This window comes from Roseovarius sp. TE539 (assembly GCF_003298505.1).
GTDB lineage: Bacteria > Pseudomonadota > Alphaproteobacteria > Rhodobacterales > Rhodobacteraceae > Roseovarius.
Map to the genome: position 1 here is coordinate 1 of NZ_QNGB01000011.1, position 18751 is coordinate 18751.

Sequence of the window (18751 nt, forward strand, 5' to 3'; positions counted from 1 at the left end):
ATGGGCGCAGCCGCTTGAGCGAGTTGATGGCTCCGCGCCTGCGCCCATTGCTCACGCCGCCGAATGATGGCAAACAAATGAGGAACAGACTCGACTTGCGAGTGGCCCTGAAAAATGGGGCAGGTCACTGGAGCCCGGTATAGGCTTCCGCCGCGGCGATGTTCACAGGCGACGCCCCGGCAGCGTTCAGGAAATCGGCCTGCACTGGGGAGAAGGCCCGGACTTTCTTGCCCTTCATGCCCTCGATGTCCGTCACCACGTCGGTGAACCAGATGTTGATCGGGTCATAGAACTGGGTGGACAGGCTGACCGCGCCGTGATCGTCGATGATGCTCTGCTTGTAATCGCTGATCGTGGGCGTGCTCCAGGCCTTGATCTTCGATTCCTGGAAACCGGCCGCATCGCTGAGTTCGGGCATCACGAAGGGAAGCTCCGGGCCTGCCAGTAACGGATAGGTGGAGGCATTGTAGGCCGGTATCCACTCGGTCATCTCGACCAGACCGTCGCGAACCAGGGTCAGGGAATCCGTCGCCTTGTATGGCGTCTCGCCGTAAGAGACGTATTCAATACTGAGCGCTCCGTCGGTTCGTTCCTCGACCCTTTCGAACCCTTCGATCATGATCTTGGCGTAGTCATGGGCGGAGTTGATCACGCCGACATAACGCCAGTTGTAATCCGCTGCATTCGCCGCGGAAACCTGCACCAGCAGAGCGGCCCCGGCGGCCATCAAGTGTAGATTTTTCATTTTTCCTCCCTGTGTTGCGCCGTTTGCTATCAAGAATTTCCGGGCGGCGCGCCCGGTCGTTCAGAGGTTGATGTTTTCGCGCAGTGTGTCTCCCGAATATTCCCGCCGCACAAGGTCGCGCTCCTGCAGGATCGGCACCACGTGATCGACGAACTCCTCGATCATGCCCGGCTTGGTCGGCGCGCTCAGATTGAACCCGAATGCGCCGCTTTCACGCCAGTAATGTTCGATCTGATCGGCAACCTGCTCGGGAGAGCCGACCACCTGCGGCAGTCCACCGGAAAGACCCATCTGTATCGCGGCCTCCCGCACGGTGATTTTCCTGCCCGTATCGCTTCCTATCTGACTCATCGCCTGGGCCATCCCCTGCGAGGCTTGCGTCGGCACTTCTTCGAGCGGTTGATCCGGATCGAGCGTGCTGCAATCAATACCGAGCGGGGCGGAAAGCCGGCTCAGGCCGGCGTCGAGCGGCACGCGTTCCCGCAAAGCCTCAAGCCGGCGGCGGGCTTCGTCTTCCGTACTGCCGAGTACATATTGCAAACCGAAAAGAATTCCGATCGGATCCTTGCCGGCCTCTGCCGCGGCCGCGTCGAACCGCTCACGGAACGATGTCATCGCCTTGAGGTGCGGCTGGATTGCGAAGATCGCCTCGGCGTGCTTGACCGCGAACTCCATTCCCCGACCTGATGAGCCCGCCTGGAATATGACCGGCCGGCCCTGCGGAGACGGCAATGTCGGCGAGACGGCGTCACAGCGGAAATACTTGCCCTCGTGGTGAACTTTCTCGATCCTGTCCGGGTCGGCCAGAATTCCGGCAGCCTTGTCCATCGGCAGGGCGCCGTCGCCGAAGCTGTCCCAGAGTTTGTAGCAAACCTCCATGAACTCATCGGCGAGATCGTAACGTTCGGAGTGGTCGACAAGGTGCTGCCCAACGGCCCTGTGCTCGGCCTGCATGTGTCCGGTGACCACATTCCAGCCGATGCGGCCGCCGCTCAGGTAGTCGAGCGTCGAAAGCCGGCGATAGGCCAGGTAGGGCGGGTTTCCGGTTACCGACAGGGTCACGCCGACACCCAAATGCTCGGTTGCCGCGGTCATCACCGCCGCCAACGGCATGGGATCGTGTGTCGGCCAGACCACCCCGTATTTCAGAGGCGTTTCCGGCCCGCCCTTGTATTGATCGGAGGCGGCCGGAGTGTCGGCAAAGAAGGCTGCATCGAAGCGCCCCCGTTCCAGCGTCCGCGCGAGCTCCTGCCAATAGGCGAAATCGCTCATCCCGGCCAAGTGGTCGTCATCCTCGCTGGCCCAGCTGAGGGCCGTGTGGGTGATCGGCGAGTGAAAGAACATGTGAACGAGATGCATTCTAGACATTTGACCCCACCTTTGCGGAAGAAGCCGCACGACAGATAACTCCGGGGCGTGCAAATGCATGTCTTGTCGGCGCCAAACACTCGGGCAATTCAGATCCTCCCACCTTGCTCCTGTCGCGTCACTTGCTTGGCGTCGAATGGCATCCATTCTTCCACGACAAGGGCGATTCCCAACTAAAGTACATCTAGTATTTCAGTGCACATAATGGATGTCTAGTGTTCCGAGTCCGGCGCCGCTGCCGTTTTCCGCGAATTTCTTCGACGGGCGTTCTGCGCGCGGAGAACCTGTTTCAGTGCCTGTCCGGTCGCAGGGCTCCATCCGGAATTCTCCCTGGCTTGCCGCCCCGCCCGGTTTGGGCGTGCCTGTCGACATCCCAAAGGACCGCCCCGTGTGCCTGGCTGAAAGGGCCTTCAGCGCAGGATTTCATCTGTTTTTCCGGGGCAAAGAAGGCCGCGAGGTTTCTTGACAGGTCACCTGATCGTATGTTCACCTTTTTGCATCATACCGGGTAGTATCATTTTGATGCGCCTGTATCTTCGGCAGTGACGCCACGAACTTGGGAGGGAATGCATGCTTCAGGGTCTCATGATGAAACGCCCCCTGTCGATCCCGTCCATACTGGATTACGCGGCCGAGGTTCATGGCGCCTCGACGGTGGTGTCGGCGGACCCGGGCGGGCAGGTAAACGTCCAAAGTTATCACGACACCCGGCAACGCGTGCTGCGCCTTGCCAATGCGCTTTGCGAAATCGGAGTGACCCCAGGAGACAGGGTTGCCACCCTCGCTTGGAACAGCCATCGGCATCTCGAACTTTATTATGCGATCTCCGGCATCGGGGCGATCTGCCACACGATCAACCCGCGCCTGTTCATCGACCAGATCGCATGGATCGCCAACCACGCCGAGGACAGCGTCCTTTTCTTCGATACGGACCTTGCGGACCTCGTCTTGCAACTCAAGCCGCGCCTGCCGGCCGGTATCAGGCTGATTGCCCTTTGCGACGAGGCCGGTCTTCCTTCCGGTCTTCCCGACGGCACGGAAAGTTATGAGACATTGGTGGCCGGCCAGCCCGCAGACTTCGATTGGCCGGATCTGCCGGAAACCACCGCATCCGGACTCTGTTACACATCCGGGACAACGGGCAATCCGAAGGGAGCATTGTATTCTCACCGTTCGACCCTGATGCATGCGATGTCGATAATCCTCGGGGTTCCCAAATCCTTCGGGGTCGAGCAGCGTATCCTGCCTGCGGTGCCGCTCTTTCATGTCAATGCATGGGGCCTGCCCTTTTCCGCCCCCCTTTCGGGATCGAGCCTGATCATGCCCGGCCCCCGGCTGGATGGGCCAAGCCTGTTCGATCTGATGGACGAACAGGCCGCAACAATTGCCTGGGGCGTCCCCACGATCTGGACAGGCCTGATTGAGGAAATGAAGACCCGGCATCGCAAGCCTGCCAAGCTGCATTCCCTGCTGATCGGAGGATCCGCCGTCAGCGAGGCCCAGATCCGGACCCTCGAGGATGACTTCGGCATCGAGGTGGTTCACGGGTGGGGAATGACGGAAATGAGCCCGGTGGGAACGGCAACAAGGGTCAATCGGGATCAGCCGTTCACCGTGCCCGTTTCCGATAAACTGAAACAGGGTCAGCGCCTCTTTGGCGTGGAGATGAAAATCGTCGGCGAGGACGGCACCGAGATGAAAAGCGACGAAAGCGAGGCCGGCGAACTTCTGGTGCGCGGCAACACCGTCATCGCGGATTATTTCAGGGGCACCGAAGAAAGAGACCGGACATTCGATCAACACGGCTGGTTCCGAACCGGTGACGTTGCCCGGATTTCCCGGCAGGGCGACCTCACGCTGGTGGACCGGACCAAGGATTTGATCAAGTCCGGGGGAGAATGGATCTCCTCGATCGACCTCGAAAACGCTGCCTGCACCTGCCCGGGCGTCAGGCAGGCCGCCGCCATCGCCATACCAGACGAGACGTGGGGCGAGCGCCCCCTGCTCGCGGTCGTCCGCGCCCCCGGGCCCGGCCTGAAGGCGGAAGACGTCATTGACCACCTTTCGAACATGATGGCCAAGTGGCAACTGCCCGACAAGGTGCTGTTCATGGACGAGCTTCCGATGACGGCAACCGGCAAAATTTCCAAACTCGCCCTCAGGGAGCAGCTTGCAAGGCCCCCCGGCGACCGGCCGGGGACTTCATGAGGGCCGTGCCGTGACGAACGCACACCCCGTCGGTCCCCCGGCAAAACGTGACTCCGGCCGGGCGGAAATTGTCGAGGCCGCCGCAAGATGCTTCATGCACAAGGGGTTCGACAAGACAACGATCGACGACATCGCCCACGAGCTGAACGCAACGAAGGGCCGGGTCTATCATCGGTTCCGCGCCAAGAACGAAATCTTCTTTGCCGTCTATCGTCAAGCCATGCAGTTCTGCTTTGACGCGGTGGATCCGATCATCGGTCTAAGCCTTCCGGCAAGGGAAAAGCTGCTTCGCATGGCCGAAGCCCACGCGATGGTGATGATGGAGCATCTTCCATATCAGCGCAGCATCAAGCAAGGGGTCGAGATTTATCTGACCGGGGCGACGACCGAGGCCGAGCGCCGGGTTCTGGCCGAACTTGTGGGCATGCGTGACCGATACGAGGAACGGTTTCGAAAGACGCTGCGCGACGGTGAGCTTGACGGAACCCTTGGCGCGCCGGACGTTGCGATTTCAGGTCGTGCGATCCTTGCCGCTCTCAACGGGCTGACGGATTGGTATCGCCCCCGCAGCCACGAGACACAAGCCGATCGACAGATGATCGCCCGGAAACTCGCCTTCACGGTGGTCGATGGGGTGGCTTGCCGACCATATACCGCTTGAGGGCTTTCGTTTGACATCCGGGGCCGCGCGATGACCTGTCAGTCCCTGACCGCTTGGCGTAAATAGCTGTCATACACCGCGAGAGTTTCGCGCGCCTCATCGGGATCCGGGTCGGGCCACCAGACCGTCGTGGCGGTCTCCTTGGCCGTGACCAGTTCGGATGGACCCAACCGCCGCGCCTCGGCCACGCCGTTCTTGAGCTGATCATTCGGCCCGGCGCAGACCAGGGCCGGCCGGGTCAATTTCGCAAAACGTGCCCCCGTGTCGTAGGAAAACGCCGATCGGTATGCCAGGTCGTATGTTCCGCCACTCTCCAGGATGCCAAGCGCATACAAATGAAGTTGGTCGGCATCGGGAACACCCAGATGGCGGGCAGCTGTTCTTTCGACGCGGTACCAGGGCCAGTACATGAACATGTCGCGACGCCAGTTCCAGACGGACAGCAGGTGACGGCCCCATTTGTCAGGTGTGAAATCCAGGAAGTAGTTGGCAAGGATGTCATCCTGAAAACCGGGATCAATAAAGACCGGCCCTTCCATCACGATCCGGCGCACTCTTTCAGGCGCGACCACCGCCATCTCGAGGGCCACGAGTGAGCCGGTATGCGACCCCCATATATCCGTGCGTTCAATCCCCATCGCGTCAAGCAGGGCGATCAGGTCATTGGCCAGCGAATGTATGGAAACCTCGCCCTCCGGGGGGGCGGACAGGCCATTTCCGGGATAATCCACCGCGAACACGCTGCGCCCTCCGGAAAGCCCGCTGATCACCGGCGCGAACTGCGCGGAGGATCCACCGCCGGTCGGAATGACAAGAAGGGGATCGCCATTCGCACCTGCCCGCCGCAGATGGAGCCTTCCATTTGCGGTTTCAACATAGTCGTGCCAGATCGCACCGTCCGGCACGGGATCCGTGGGCGGCGGCGCGGCCCTGCCCTCCTGCAGCCGCACCTCGCTCAGATCAAGATCGGCGTCACCGGCCAGGTCAGGCGTCGCAACCGATGCCGCGGGTTGCAATGCGGTGATGCAGTAGCGCCACGCCGCCGAATATCCAGATGGGTCCTGCGCCGCGCAAACGAATGTGTCCGCAAGCATGTCGACCGATGGCACCGGCTCCCCGTTGTCAAGGGGCAGCCCCGGATCGTCCGGTACAAGAAGATGCCTGTCGCGGAGAAAAGACCAGAGTGCGAAAAGATGTGTGCCGTCCTGACGCGGGCTGAGGTCGGGTGGCGAGATACCGGCCGTCTTCCAGCGGCAGGCGGTTTCGCGTCCGAGTGTCACGACACGCGCGATCCGCAAATGCCCCCGCGCGGCAAGAATTTCAGCGATCGGGCAGGCGAGATCAAGGGCCACGAGGACGCAAGATTCCTCACCAAGCCAATCCAGCGCTTCCGCAATCCGTCCGGCGACAGCTTGCGTATCCTCCCCGGGCGGAGCCGTCGAATAGCCTATGCCCGGCAACTCCACGGCAATGACACGCCAGCCCGGGTTGCTTCGTGCAAACCGGCGAGCCACCGACTCCGCGGATCTGACCAGCCCGGGAAGGACAATCAGGTTTGCACCCTCACCGGAAATCCACAATCTGATCTGTCCCCCGCGGATGGTGACATAATGCGGCCGCGGGGCCGGGCCGGTATTATCATGCTCCAAGATAGGCCTCCTTGACGCGCGGATTCTCAAGCAGGGCCGAGGCCTTGTCTTCAAGCACGACCCGGCCGGTCTCGATGACGTAACCACGGTCGGCCAGCCGCAACGCCAGATCCACGCGCTGCTCGACAAGCAGGATCGTGATACCGTTTTCATTGAGACTGCGTATTGCATCGGCAAGCTGATCGACAAGGATCGGGGCCAGGCCAAGCGACGGTTCGTCCAGCATCAGGCACTTCGGGTTCGCCATGATGCCGCGTGCGATCGCCAGCATCTGTTGCTGACCACCGGATAGCGTTCCGGCTTTCTGCTGGCGCCGTTCCCACAGGATCGGAAACAATTCATGGACCCATTCCAGACGCTGCTCGCGGGTGCGTCCGCCGGCGTGGGCTCTTATTGTGCCCAGCTCGATGTGCTCGGCCACGCTCATGTCCTTGAACAACAGGCGGCCTTCGGGAATGTGGACCACGCCCGCCTCGATGATGGCATGCGGCTCTGCCTTCTCGATCGGACGGCCCTCGAAGAGGATCGACCCCGATGTCGGACGCAGAAGGCCGGACACCGTCTTGAGGACGGTCGTCTTGCCGGCACCGTTGGACCCGATCAGCGTGACCACCCCACCGGCCGGAACCTCGAGAGAGAGGTCGTGAATGACCTCGCGCTGACCGTATTTCACATTGATTTTACGGATCTCAAGCACTGACCGCCTCCCGTCCAAGATAAACGCGGATCACCTCGGGATCGTTGGCCACTTCGGTCGGGGCGCCCTCCGCAATCTTGACACCGTGGTCGAGCACAACCACCCGGTCGCAAACACCCATGACGACGCGCATGTGATGCTCCACCAAGAGCACGGATGTACCCCGATCGCGAATGTTGCGTATCATCCCGACAAGTCGCTGGCCCTCTTCGGGGTTCATGCCGGCCGCCGGCTCGTCCAGCAGCAAGAGGGCCGGCTTGGACGCGAGGGCGATCGCGATTTCAAGGCGGCGCTGCTCCCCGTAAGACAACTCCTGCGCATTGTAGTGCGCGTGATGCGCCAGTTCGCAGAAGTCCAGAGCGTCCATCGCATCTCTGTTCACCTCGTCTTCTTCCGCGCGGTAGGCTGCGGTGCGAAACATGGACGCGATCCAGCCTGTCCGCTTGGTCCGGTATGTGGCCGAACGCACGTTGTCGAGCGCCGACAGCGACGGGAAAAGGCTGGTGATCTGGAAGGTCCGCGCGACTCCGCGGCGGGCAACCTCGTCGGCTCGCAATCCGGTAATGTTCTCACCCCGGAAATACACGGTTCCCGATGTCGGTTCCATCGACCCGGCAAGCATGTTGAAGAGTGTCGTCTTGCCGGCACCGTTGGGGCCGATAATCCCGAGGATTTCGCCCGGACCGATTTCGAAATCCACGTCCGACACGGCGGTCAGGCCACCGAACTTCTTGGTCAGGGTGTTGACGGAAAGGGACGTCATTGCTTGGCCTCCGGTTTCGGTGGCTGGTCTGTCACCCCGCCTCCGATGTGGATCTTTCGCTTCAGAATGCTGATCAGCCCACCGGGAAGGTAGATGACCGACAATGTCATCAGCCCGGCAAAGATCACCATCCTCAGCGGACCCGTGGCGCGCAGGAGTTCAAGGATGCCAACATAGATCAGAGCGCCCAGAATAGGCCCCGCGATGGTGCCGCGCCCGCCCACGATGACCATGATGATGATCGCCACCATGTAGTGCAGGCTCATCACTTCCGGAGTGACCACCGTCAGGTAGGGGGCAAAGATGGCGCCCGCCACACCGGCAACCGCGGTCGCGACCACGAAGGCCAGAAGCTTGGTTCGGAAAACATTGATACCCAGAGACGCGGCAAGCGACGCGTTCTCGCGGACCGCAATGAAGGAACGGCCTGTACGGCTCTGCATCAGGGCGTGACAGCAATACCCGAAGCCCGCCACCAGAAAAAGCGCGAGATAGTAATATTCGATCGCCGTGGTGAATTCGAAGAATCCGCCAACACCAAGGGGAGCGATATTCGAGATCCCCATGGGCCCGCGCGTGACATCCACCCAGTAATTCGTCGTGGTGTATATGATCGACCCGAAACCGAGTGTGAGGATCGCGAACTGCGGACCCTCGATTCTCAGAGAGGCATAGCCGATCACCAGACCGAAAAGGCCCGCCATTGCCGCGGCAACGAACAGCCCGAAGATACCGGGAAGGCCAAAATGCATCCCCAGAATCGCAGTGGTGTACGCGCCGATCCCGAAGAACGCCGCATGACCGAAGCTCAGTTCACCGATATAGCCGATGATGATGTTCAGGCTGAGGGCCAGCAGCGAAAACAGCATCCACAGCACCAGCAGGTGATGCAGGTAGGTATTGCCTGTCGCCAGAGGCAGAACCACCGCTACGACGATCAGTGCGGGAACGGTAAATCGAGACATTGTCATCCTGCCCTCCGTGCAACCCCGAACAGACCGTTCGGCCGCCACAGAAGCACCACGATGATGATCGCGAACCCGACCGCTTGCGCAAAGCCCAGTGAAATGTATCCGCCGACAAGGGCTTCGACCACACCCAGGGTAAGCCCCCCGATAAGGGCCCCCACGATACTGCCCAAACCCCCCAGGACCACGACGATGAACCCCTTGAGAACGGCCCAGCTTCCCACGGTGGGGTAGATCATGGCGGTCGGCCCCACCAGGGCCCCGGCCAGCGCCGCGAGGCCGCAGGCCAGAACGAATGTGACGGTGTAGACGCGTCGGATGTCCACGCCGGTCAGGGCTGCCCCTTCCGCATCCTGCGCGGTGGCGCGCATCATCTTGCCCATCGTCGTTTTCTGGATGAAGAAATAGAGCAGCAGAAGCATCAACGCGCCGACCCCGAAGATGAGAATGCGCTGCTGTGTCAGGATCATCGGTCCCATTGCGACAATGCCATCGGCAAAGGGGCTGGAGATGTATTTCGGATCTGCGCCGAAGATCAACTCGCCACCGTTTGTCAGCAGAAGCGCGAGGCCGAGGCTCGACAGCAGCAGGGTGAATTCGTGTTCGCGTCTCAGCGGCCAGAAGAAGAACCGGTTGGCCACAATACCCAGCGAAGCCACCGCAACCGTGGCCAGGATACCCGCGGTCACATAGTCGAGGCCAAGTAGCTTCGATGCGAAGAAGGTGAAGAACGCCCCCAGCATGTAGAACTCGCCATGTGCGAAGTTGATGATGTGAAGAACACCGAAAACCAGCGTCAGACCGGTCGCAATGAGCACGTAGGTCATGCCGTTGACCAGACCGTTCATGATCTGCTGAATCAGGAGGATCGTCTCGATATCCATGCGCTTGTCGGCTCTCTTTGTTCGGGATTGGTATGTATCGCGGGGTGGCGCGGCGACAGGTCCGGATCACGCCCGGACCTGCCCTCTTTTCTCAAGACAGCCTGATCAGTTCACGGTCTCGATTTTTCCATCGTTGATCTGGATCAGGTAGATGTTCTGTTGCGCCTGGCCGATCTCGTCAAAGGTTATGTCGCCCAGCAGGGTGTTCCATTCGTTGGCGCGGATCGTTTCGGCGATCTTATCGTAATCGCGGACGGCACCGGACTTGTCGATGGCCTGAGCCAGTATTTCCACGGCCTGTGCCCCCAGCGATCCGATGAAGGACGGCTCGTTGTCGAACATTTCATTGTATTGCTCGACCCAGGCCTTCAACTCGGGGTCGTCACTGTCGGGCGCGAACAGGGATACCGAATAAACGCCCTCCAGCGCCGGACCGGACAATTCCACCAGCTTGGGGTTCATGTTGCCGGCCGAAGCGATGGTCGTGCCCTGGTATCCGACCTGCCGGATCTGACGATAGATCGTCGCGCCCTGAGCGGTATTGATCGCCGACACGTAGATCGCATCGGGGTTCATGGCCCTGAGCTTGGTCAGAACGGTCATGAAATCGGCGTCGTCCTTGTTGTAGAACTCGTTGCCGAGGAAATCGATACCGCATTCGCCAAGCAGCTTCTCGTAATTCTCCGCTTCGAGCCTGCCATAGTCGTCATTGATGGTGATGAAGGCGATGCTGTCGATATCCATCCTGTCACAGATGAAATCCGAATAGGTATCGGACATCATCGTCGATGTCGCATTCAGGCGGAACAGAAGATCGTGACCTTCCTTGGTCGTGTTCGGGTGCTGCGTGGAGGTCATGATATTGAGCATGCGATCCCGCGTCACCTCTTTCATGGTCAGCGCGACCGATGAAAACCAGCCCCCGACCAGCAGGTCTACATCATCGTTCTCGATTGCCCTCTTGGCGGCGCTCACGCCTTCCTCGGGATTGCCCTTGTCATCGTAGATGACCAGCTCGATCATCCGCCCGTCGAGGACGCCACCGCCCTCGTTGACGATTTCGACCATGGCTTCCATGCCCTCGATGGCAAGCTGACCGTCAAAGGCACCCGGCCCCGAAAGCGGCGCAATCGCGGCGACGCGCACATTGTCCTCCTGCGCGACGGCCAAAGATGTGCCAGCCGCGATCAACGCCATTGACGCCGCTGCTATTCCTGATCTCAGTCTCATGATTTTCCTCCCGTTTTTCATGATTGGTTGGGTCTTGGGTTAGGTATTCAGATACTTCATCTGCAACTCCTCGATTTCGGGAAAGCCGATGAATTCAAGGAAATCGTTGTGCGAGGTGACGGGGCGCGGCAGTTCCCGCGAACTCCGGGTGCGGGCAAGGACGGCCAGGTTCTCCTGAAGGGCCTGAACCGCGGTCATCAGGGGCACCAGCGCGAATGTCGCCATCCCGGCGACCCCCGCCACGTCCTCCGGCGACAGTTCCTTTTCCAGCCACCCCAGCATTTGCAGCGAAAGCGGCACGCCACAGCCCTCGCGCATCGCCCTTAGGCCGTCGATCGAATCGAAGCATTTGGAAATCGGCTGAATGACATCGGCACCGGCCGCGACATAAGCCTTGCCGCGGTCAATGGCCTCTTGCGGATCGGTTGCATCCGTCCTCGCGATGATCAGCATGTCAGGGTTTTTCCTGACATGCGCGGCGGCCGAGATCTTGCCTGCGGCCTCCTCCTTGTCGATCACCTCCACGCCACCCACACAGATAGGGCACCGCTTCGGGGCCAACTGATCCTCGATAATCACGGCGCCGGCACCGGCCGCTTCGAATTCGCGAACCGTCCGCATCACGTTGATGGCGTTGCCGTATCCGGTGTCTATGTCAGCCACCAGCGGAACGTTCACTGAATTAACCGCGTTGCGCACCACCGCGAGGTTCTCGGTCATCGTGTAGAGCTCGGCATCGGGGGCACCCAGATGAGATGCGGACACGCCGAAACCCGACATCATGACCGCATCGAAACCGGCCTGCTCGATCATCCGGGCGGAACAGGCATCATAGGCCCCGGCCGACCAGACGGTCTTCTGCGCCCTGACCCGCTGGGCAAAATCCGTCTGCGCATCTGTCTTTGCATGCCCCACGTTCATTGAGTGTTCTCCTCGGTGTTGGCCTTCAGGTATTCCAGCAGGCCGCCAGCCTCGAGCATCGCCCGGTCGGCCAGCGCCAGCGGCTCAAAGGCAATGTCAGTTCCTCTGGAGATATTGCGGACGATGCCCGCCTCCCAGTCGACCTCGATCTCGTCCCAGCGGTCCACGAAGGCGCGAATGCCCGGACAGCTGATCTGCGGAAACCCCATCGAAATCTCGCCGCGCCAGTAGCCCGGGGAAAACGATTCGGCCACGACACCCGTGATCCCGAGGTGGCGCAACGCCTTCATCGGCGGATAGTGAGGGTGGCCGAACCCGAAATTGTGTCCGCCGACAATCAGGTCACCCGGCTGGACCTTGGACCCGAACTCGGGGTCGTATGTCGTCATCGCCAGACCGGCGAGTTCGTCGAGATCCTGAATCTTGATGTTCTTGACACCAACGATCTGATCAACGTCGAAATCATCGTCCTCGAAGATGAACGCGACGCGGCCACGCAAGTTCTTCAGTGCCATGATCGCCTCACAGATAAGCACGGGGGTCCGCGATACAGCCTTCAATGGCTGATGCGGCCACGGTCGCGGCGTTGCAGAGATAGATTTCCGAATCCGGGCTTCCCATCCGCCCCTTCACGTTCAGGGTTCCGGTGGACACCGCCCGCTGGCCTTCTGTCATCGTGGCAATGCGGCCATAACAAAAATCACAACTGGACGTGGAAAGATAAGCGCCCGCCTCGGCCAGTGTGGACAAGTATCCGCGCCGTCCCGCCTCGGCCATGATCTCGTGACTGGTCGGGATGACATGCAGCATGAAGCCGCTCTTGACCTGCCGGCCCTCGAGGATGCGCGCAGCAACCTCGATATCCTCAAGCCGCCCGGATGCGCAGGAGCCAAGATATCCGGAATGGACATCAAGCCCGACATACTCGGACAGGTTGCGAGAATTCGCTGGAGTCGGCGGAATGACAACAAGGGGTTCGAGATCGTCAAGCGCGATGTCGTGGACAGCGGAGTATGTGGCATCAGGGTCGCTGGAGACCGGCTCAAGCTCCTTTCTGGCCCTGGAACGTGCGTATTCCAGGCGCTCATTGGCAGGATTCACGATCGCGGTCAGCGCACCGGTGAACATCGCCAGGCAAGTTATCGACTGGATCCCCTCGATGCTGAGATCCTCAAGACCATCGCCACCGATTTCCAGAACCTGAAACCGGCAGGAAGAAGGCCCGAGAACCCTCACGATATGGTGAAACACGTCGCGGGCCATGACGCCGGGTTTCAGATTCCCATGCAGGTTGACGCGCACCGTCTCGGGCACCTTGATCGAAACCTTCTCCCTCACGAAAGCCTCGAGGACATTGCGCCGCAAACCGATGGCAAGGGTGCCGAAAGTGCCCAGCTGGCTGATATGACCATCGAAATGCACCACGAAGGCGCCCGGCGTGGCGTACCCGACCTCGGCGGCAACCTGATGCCCGATGCCCTTTCTTTCGTAAAGCGGTACATCGTTCTCGGCGCACCATGCACGAGTGCCCTTGTGCAGTTCTTCCTCCTTGGGGGAGGCGACTGGCACCATATGGTCGATGAAGATACCGAAGCGTTCGGGCTCGGCCACCTTCTCGATCCCGAACTCCTCCTTCATCTGCTTGAAGTAGACATCCGTGTAGCCGGGAAAATCGTAAGCGAGGACGAAATCGGGTTTGGCCATGATCTCGTCGCCGGCCCTGACCGACTCCTGACCGGCAGCGCGTGCAAGTATCTTTTCCGTTATCGTGTACCCCAAAATCTCTCTCCCAGTTTCACTGCTTGTTGCGGTCTGTCAGCCTGAGTGATCCGGAGCGGCCAGCCCGAGGGAACCGGGATTCATCAGACCGTGCGGATCAACGGAATGCTTGATGCCCGTCAGCAGGTCGCGGGTGGCGCCATCAAGAACCGAAATGAACGGATAATCACGCGCAACCTGCCAATTCACACCACCCAGGCCGATGTAAAGGTCCTGTGTCGCATCCCTGAGCTTGGCAACCGCGTTCCTTGCTTCCTCGTTCGCGGGGCGATTCATCCAGGGTTTCACCACATCTTCACCAACGCTCTTGGCGTGCAGTGGCGTGATCTCGTCTTCCCAATAAAAAGCCGGTTCGATGAAGAACTCCATCCCGACGGTCAAACACATCACCGAATAGACGATGCCGTGCCTTTCCATGAACGGCTGCCATTCGGCAAAGAACGCCTCATTCGCGTCCACGACCTTTTTCCAGTCCCCGAGCGGGAAAACCGCATGAATGGGAACCCATCTCTCACCATTGAGGCCAAGCATGCCGCGCACCGGCCCGAAGGGCTTGGACCGCATCACGCGCGGCACCGACGCCTCCAGTTCCGTGCCGGCGGTCGCGCATATCTCTCGCGCGCGAGTCATGGAAACGTCCAGTTCTTGCTGGCTACGCGCCTCCAGAACCAGGTGAAGCGAATATTCGTGCTTTTTCAGGAACGATGTTCCGCCCGCCGCAACCGATGCCGCATCCTTCAGCCCGCCCATCATCGTCTTGCCCGTCCGGGCGACGTTCCCCAGTGTCTTGAGGCCGTCCGAGATGCGGTTGACGCTGGCCGAATGTGACGCCTTGGTCTTGTCGATGCCGAAACCCTCGGAAATCAGCCGTTCCCGCGCCATCGCAACCTGCGCACCGGCCATGTCGGCCAGGGTCCGGAAGCCATAGGAAAGATACCCGGTCTCCCGCGGCTGCGGCCACAGGCGCAATGTCGCGGAAACCTTGAGCCCCAAAGCGCCGTTATCGCCAAGAAAAAGGCCGGTCATGTCCGGTCCGCCTTCGCGCGTGAACGGTTTCGTGCCCGCGCGTCCCCCTGCCCCGGTCGTCACGGTACTTCCATTCGCAAGGATCACCGTGACCCCGATAACCGACTCGGCAACCGTTGCATTCAGCGCCGAGCCGAAAAAGGCGCTGTTCTGTGACATGGCCCCACCGATCGTGGCGTTAAGCCCCGAAAGAGGCCCCCAGTAGCCGGTACGGAGCCCGGTGCCTTCAAGGGCCGTGTTCAGTTCAGCCCATGTGCAGCCCGCTTCCACGGTAACATACTGATCGTCCGGATTGACCTCCAGCACCCGGCTGAGTCCGCGCGCATCGAACACGATCGCCGCCTCCACGGCCGGCAGGTAACCTTTCGTGTAGGACATGCCGCCACCGCGCGGAACGACCGCGATACCGTTGCCGGCCGCCACGCGTACGGCTTCGGCCGCTTCCTCGGACGTTTGCGGAAACACCACGCCGAGGGGGCGAATTCCGGGCTGCCAGAATACATCATTGGCGAAATACTCTCTCGTTTCCGCATCGAAGCACGCGTTCTCTCCAAGCAGTTCCGAAAGCGCCCGCACGACCGTTTCATGCTTGTCCTGGATATCGACCTGTTCATTCATCAATGACATTCCTTGTTTGTCAGGCAGGCTCGACCGGCTCGAACCGATAGCCACCGTCAGAGCGGCGCCCTATCCGGCCCGCATGCGGGCGATCGAAATGCGCCGGAAAGATCAACGCGCGATCATGCGCGCAGGTTTCAAGGAAACCGGTACGCGTGAGCGGGGCCAGTTCGTTGTCCTCGCAAAGAAAGCAGTTCAGGCGTGGCTCGAACACCTGCATCGCCCGGTGCAAGACATCGCCCGAGAACCATGCGGTCTGGTCATTTGAACAAAGGCGAACCGCAAGTTGCCCGCTTGTATGGCCGGGCATGGCATGAAAGCTCAGGCCCGGAATCAGGACATCGCCGTCGGAAACCCATGTGACACGCCCCGCCGAAACCACGGGTTCAATACTGTCGGCAATGACCGGCAGCCCCTCGGGCTGTGCCAGTGCCGTGACACCGCCGGCCTGCCAGTTGCGGTATTCCGCCTCACCGAAAACATATCGCGCATTCGGAAAGGTCGGCACCCAGTCACCGTCAACCAGCATCGTGTTCCAGCCCGAGTGATCAACATGCATGTGCGTATTGATCACGTAGCTGACATCTTCCGGCTTGACGCCAGCCGCGGCCAGACGGCCCAGAAAATCGGTTTCAATCATATGAAACCGGGTGAATTTCGGATCGGTCCGTACCTTGCCGTTTCCTGTTGCCGTGTCGATCAGGATCGTTTCACCGCCAAATCGCAGCAACCAGCTGTGGATCGACGCGAAGGTATTGCCGGTCTGCGGATCGATACGATCCATTCCGGCCAATTCAGGATGCCGCTCGAAGATGCCGGGCGTATAGTCGGGAAACTGAACAGCCGGCGGGAACCCGGGAGAGGAAAACTCCTCGATCCGCTCAATCGTCGCTGTTCCGACCTGCCACACAGCCACCGCTCCCTCCCCCAGAACGTGAATGCTCTCGTCCGATATAAAGATCAGCAGTCTTCCGGTGTGTCAACAGACAAAATAGATTTCATCTGATGAAATATATGATACGCATACCCCGTGCCGGAACAACATTTTGATTGGCCTGGCGTGGGTAATGCGTGATGATCCCGAGACCCTGATGAGGACGACGAAGTTGACCGAACATAAAACGAACGACACGTCCGCTCTGAACGTGAGAGCGGTTGTCCGCGCCACGTCGATACTGAAATCCTTCAACAACAAGCCATTGCAATTATTGTCGGAAATATCCGAGTCCACTGGCCTCGACAAAGGAACGACACGGCGCATTCTGGTGACGCTCATCAATTGCGGATTCATCGTTCAGGACAGATCCACCCACCGGTATGGGCTGGGTCACATGGTTCAGGTTCTGGCTTCGAACGTGATCGAGCATTTCCACGTGCGGTCGGTCGCCGTTCCGATCCTGAACGAACTTGCAAGGGAACTGCATGTCACCATGTTCCTTTCGGTCATGCATGAGCGTTCTGCCCTCTGCCTCGACCGGATCCATGACATGAAAGGTATGGAAGTACATTGGTGGCCGGTCGGCGGCGTCCTTCCATTCAACAGCGGCGGTGCCCCCAAGGTTCTGCTTGCCCATCAACCGCCGGAAGAGATCGAAGCCATCCTTGACGAACACCCCCTGCGTGCGGTGAACGAGAACGTGATCACCGACAAGACGGAGTTTCGCAAGGCCCTTGACGGGATACGCGAACGCGGTTGGGAATTTGCTGTTGACGATGTCGCACAGGGACTTTCGGCCATCGCAGTGCCGGTGCTCGATGCCGACGGCTCGATCATTTGCGGGCTCTCAATGGCCGGACTCACTCCGCAAATGGTCGGAAACGACAAGCCCATGCATCTCGATGCCATGCTCGAAGCTGCGCGCCGTGTTCAGCGGGCACTCGGCATTGACAACCTGAACTGACGGGAATGCGCATTCCCGGCAACGCGGGAACCGCCATTCCGTCAGGGTAGGCTGCCATTGAAAATTCATCGCCCGGATGCATCGCGGTCGCGCACTCGATGCGCGCACCGGTCAAAGCTGCCTGAGTCGGACGGATCAGAAATCGAAGAGTTCGTCCAGAAAGCCGCCGCGCTTTTTCTTGCGCGGACGATCATCGTATTCGGCCTGTCGCTCGCGCGGCTCGGGCGCATTCTGGCCGGAACGCTCGATGATCTTGTCCAATTCGCCGCGATCAAGCCATACACCCCTGCACTTGGGGCAATAGTCAATTTCCACGCCTGTACGCTCCGTCATCACAAGTTCGCTGCCGTCGATCGGACACTGCATCATCCACTCCTTCGGTTATGTTGCACAAATGTCAGATGGTGCTGCGCCACCCCATCAGCAAGTGAACGGTCCAAATTTATGGCGTGGTTCTCATCTGAGAATATGAACGGCACAGGTTGCATGCCGGACCACCTGAGCCGCCGTGGACCCCAACAAAAGGTCCTGCATCCCGGGCCTGTGACTGGCCATAACGATGCAGTCGACGCCATTTGCCTTCGCCCAGTCAAGGATCGTCCGGCCCGAATGCCCATCAACCACGAGGCCCGAACCGTTGGGCAATGTCGCTGCCATGTCATCCAGCTCCGCCTGGATCGCCTGACGGCTTTCCACAAGATAATCCTGAGGCATGTAGGAAATCGCGTATACCGGGATCTGCTCCATCACGTGCAGGAGCGTCACTTTCGCCGTGTCGCCACCAAGCGTTCGTGCAACGCTTATCGCGCCAGCTGCGTCGCGGTCATTGTCGAAGGAAATCGGAACGAGGATGTTCTTGTACATCCGTAAAACTCCTTTTCAAGCTGCCTGATGCTCCCTTGCCCGCCGTCCTGAAGCCTTGATTCAGATCAGGAATGCAGGATTTCCCGTCAAAGCCGCTTCAACCGAAGGTGGCGGCGACATCATACATGACGGGTTCGAAGCTCTTGCACAGATCGTTTATCTTGCGGTTGCGGCGGCGCATCTCGTCGCTCCGCAGCATCGCCATGAAATCCTCGCGGCTTTGCCATTGGGAATAATTCGCGATCCGGGTTTGTGCATCGTTCACGTGCAACCCCGCCGCAATGAAGCCGGGCTGCCTGGAAATGAACTCGTCATATGCCGCGGTCAGTTCATCAAGAAGATCCTGGCATGTTCCCGGTGTCATCTCGAAAGTGGTTATCACGGTCTGCAAACTTTCTGATCGGCTTATATTCAGCATCTTCGATCCTCCTGTAACCTTGAGACTAGCAGCTTGCCGGGACCGGGGTAA

General features: G+C 60.0%; 19 protein-coding genes. 3 read left to right on the top strand and 16 right to left on the bottom strand.

The window, feature by feature from the left end; translation table 11 throughout:
* Window positions 1-124: 124 nt before the first annotated feature.
* Both DQW77_RS08650 and DQW77_RS08655 read right to left on the bottom strand, forming a co-directional pair.
* The gene (locus DQW77_RS08650) at window positions 125-745 is read right to left on the bottom strand and encodes a TRAP transporter substrate-binding protein (protein WP_113257821.1); all 621 of its coding nucleotides are present in this window, start codon (window positions 743-745) and stop codon (window positions 125-127) included.
* A 60-nt stretch (window positions 746-805) separates the two neighbouring features.
* Complete coding sequence (locus tag DQW77_RS08655; protein ID WP_113257822.1) at window positions 806-2113, bottom strand: NtaA/DmoA family FMN-dependent monooxygenase; 1308 nt, start codon at window positions 2111-2113, stop codon at window positions 806-808.
* A 570-nt stretch (window positions 2114-2683) separates the two neighbouring features.
* Between DQW77_RS08655 and DQW77_RS08660 the strand changes: the two genes are divergently transcribed.
* Together DQW77_RS08660 and DQW77_RS08665 are read left to right on the top strand one after the other, a co-directional pair.
* Window positions 2684-4321: a long-chain fatty acid--CoA ligase gene (locus DQW77_RS08660; protein WP_113257823.1), complete on the top strand. Its 1638-nt coding sequence runs from the start codon at window positions 2684-2686 to the stop codon at window positions 4319-4321.
* A 10-nt stretch (window positions 4322-4331) separates the two neighbouring features.
* On the top strand, window positions 4332-4982 hold the full coding sequence (locus tag DQW77_RS08665) for a TetR/AcrR family transcriptional regulator (RefSeq protein ID WP_258523798.1): 651 nt from the start codon (window positions 4332-4334) through the stop codon (window positions 4980-4982).
* A gap of 38 nt (window positions 4983-5020) precedes the next feature.
* Here the strand turns inward: DQW77_RS08665 and DQW77_RS08670 are convergent, their stop codons facing one another.
* The 11 genes from DQW77_RS08670 to DQW77_RS08720 form a co-directional block, all read right to left on the bottom strand.
* Entirely contained in the window at window positions 5021-6631 is a 1611-nt protein-coding gene (locus DQW77_RS08670) for an alpha/beta hydrolase (protein WP_113257824.1), read from the bottom strand.
* Complete coding sequence (locus DQW77_RS08675) at window positions 6621-7328, bottom strand: ABC transporter ATP-binding protein (protein WP_113257825.1); 708 nt, start codon at window positions 7326-7328, stop codon at window positions 6621-6623. Before DQW77_RS08675 ends, DQW77_RS08670 begins: the two co-directional genes overlap by 11 nt.
* Window positions 7321-8091, bottom strand: coding sequence for an ABC transporter ATP-binding protein (locus tag DQW77_RS08680; protein ID WP_113257826.1), 771 nt, complete (start codon window positions 8089-8091; stop codon window positions 7321-7323). The genes DQW77_RS08675 and DQW77_RS08680 overlap by 8 nt, the downstream gene beginning before the upstream one ends.
* Window positions 8088-9062, bottom strand: a complete 975-nt coding sequence (locus DQW77_RS08685; protein ID WP_113257827.1) for a branched-chain amino acid ABC transporter permease — start codon at window positions 9060-9062, stop codon at window positions 8088-8090. Before DQW77_RS08685 ends, DQW77_RS08680 begins: the two co-directional genes overlap by 4 nt.
* Window positions 9059-9943 (bottom strand): branched-chain amino acid ABC transporter permease, encoded by an 885-nt coding sequence (locus DQW77_RS08690; protein ID WP_113257828.1) that lies wholly within the window; start codon window positions 9941-9943, stop codon window positions 9059-9061. The genes DQW77_RS08685 and DQW77_RS08690 overlap by 4 nt, the downstream gene beginning before the upstream one ends.
* A gap of 105 nt (window positions 9944-10048) precedes the next feature.
* On the bottom strand, window positions 10049-11173 hold the full coding sequence (locus DQW77_RS08695; protein ID WP_113257928.1) for an ABC transporter substrate-binding protein: 1125 nt from the start codon (window positions 11171-11173) through the stop codon (window positions 10049-10051).
* 39 nt (window positions 11174-11212) lie between these two features.
* Window positions 11213-12094, bottom strand: a complete 882-nt coding sequence (locus DQW77_RS08700) for an oxaloacetate decarboxylase (RefSeq protein ID WP_113257829.1) — start codon at window positions 12092-12094, stop codon at window positions 11213-11215.
* Window positions 12091-12609, bottom strand: a complete 519-nt coding sequence (locus DQW77_RS08705; RefSeq protein ID WP_113257929.1) for a 3-isopropylmalate dehydratase — start codon at window positions 12607-12609, stop codon at window positions 12091-12093. The genes DQW77_RS08700 and DQW77_RS08705 overlap by 4 nt, the downstream gene beginning before the upstream one ends.
* A 7-nt stretch (window positions 12610-12616) precedes the next feature.
* Window positions 12617-13873: an aconitase family protein gene (locus DQW77_RS08710; protein ID WP_113257830.1), complete on the bottom strand. Its 1257-nt coding sequence runs from the start codon at window positions 13871-13873 to the stop codon at window positions 12617-12619.
* A 36-nt stretch (window positions 13874-13909) separates the two neighbouring features.
* The gene (locus DQW77_RS08715; RefSeq protein ID WP_113257831.1) at window positions 13910-15517 is read right to left on the bottom strand and encodes an FAD-binding oxidoreductase; all 1608 of its coding nucleotides are present in this window, start codon (window positions 15515-15517) and stop codon (window positions 13910-13912) included.
* Between the two features lie 19 nt (window positions 15518-15536).
* Window positions 15537-16433, bottom strand: coding sequence for an MBL fold metallo-hydrolase (locus DQW77_RS08720; RefSeq protein WP_147094949.1), 897 nt, complete (start codon window positions 16431-16433; stop codon window positions 15537-15539).
* Window positions 16434-16623: 190 nt separating this feature from the next.
* Here DQW77_RS08720 and DQW77_RS08725 point away from each other — a divergent pair, with 190 nt between their 5' ends.
* A complete protein-coding gene (locus DQW77_RS08725; RefSeq protein WP_181711218.1) occupies window positions 16624-17418 on the top strand; it encodes an IclR family transcriptional regulator in 795 nt (264 codons plus the stop codon).
* A 135-nt stretch (window positions 17419-17553) separates the two neighbouring features.
* On the opposite strand, the gene DQW77_RS08730 is transcribed toward DQW77_RS08725, so the two are convergent.
* The 3 genes from DQW77_RS08730 to DQW77_RS08740 form a co-directional block, all read right to left on the bottom strand.
* Window positions 17554-17784: a zf-TFIIB domain-containing protein gene (locus DQW77_RS08730; protein ID WP_113257930.1), complete on the bottom strand. Its 231-nt coding sequence runs from the start codon at window positions 17782-17784 to the stop codon at window positions 17554-17556.
* 90 nt (window positions 17785-17874) lie between these two features.
* Entirely contained in the window at window positions 17875-18282 is a 408-nt protein-coding gene (locus tag DQW77_RS08735; protein WP_113257834.1) for a universal stress protein, read from the bottom strand.
* 97 nt (window positions 18283-18379) lie between these two features.
* Window positions 18380-18700, bottom strand: coding sequence for an antibiotic biosynthesis monooxygenase (locus tag DQW77_RS08740; protein WP_113257835.1), 321 nt, complete (start codon window positions 18698-18700; stop codon window positions 18380-18382).
* Window positions 18701-18751: the final 51 nt, after the last annotated feature.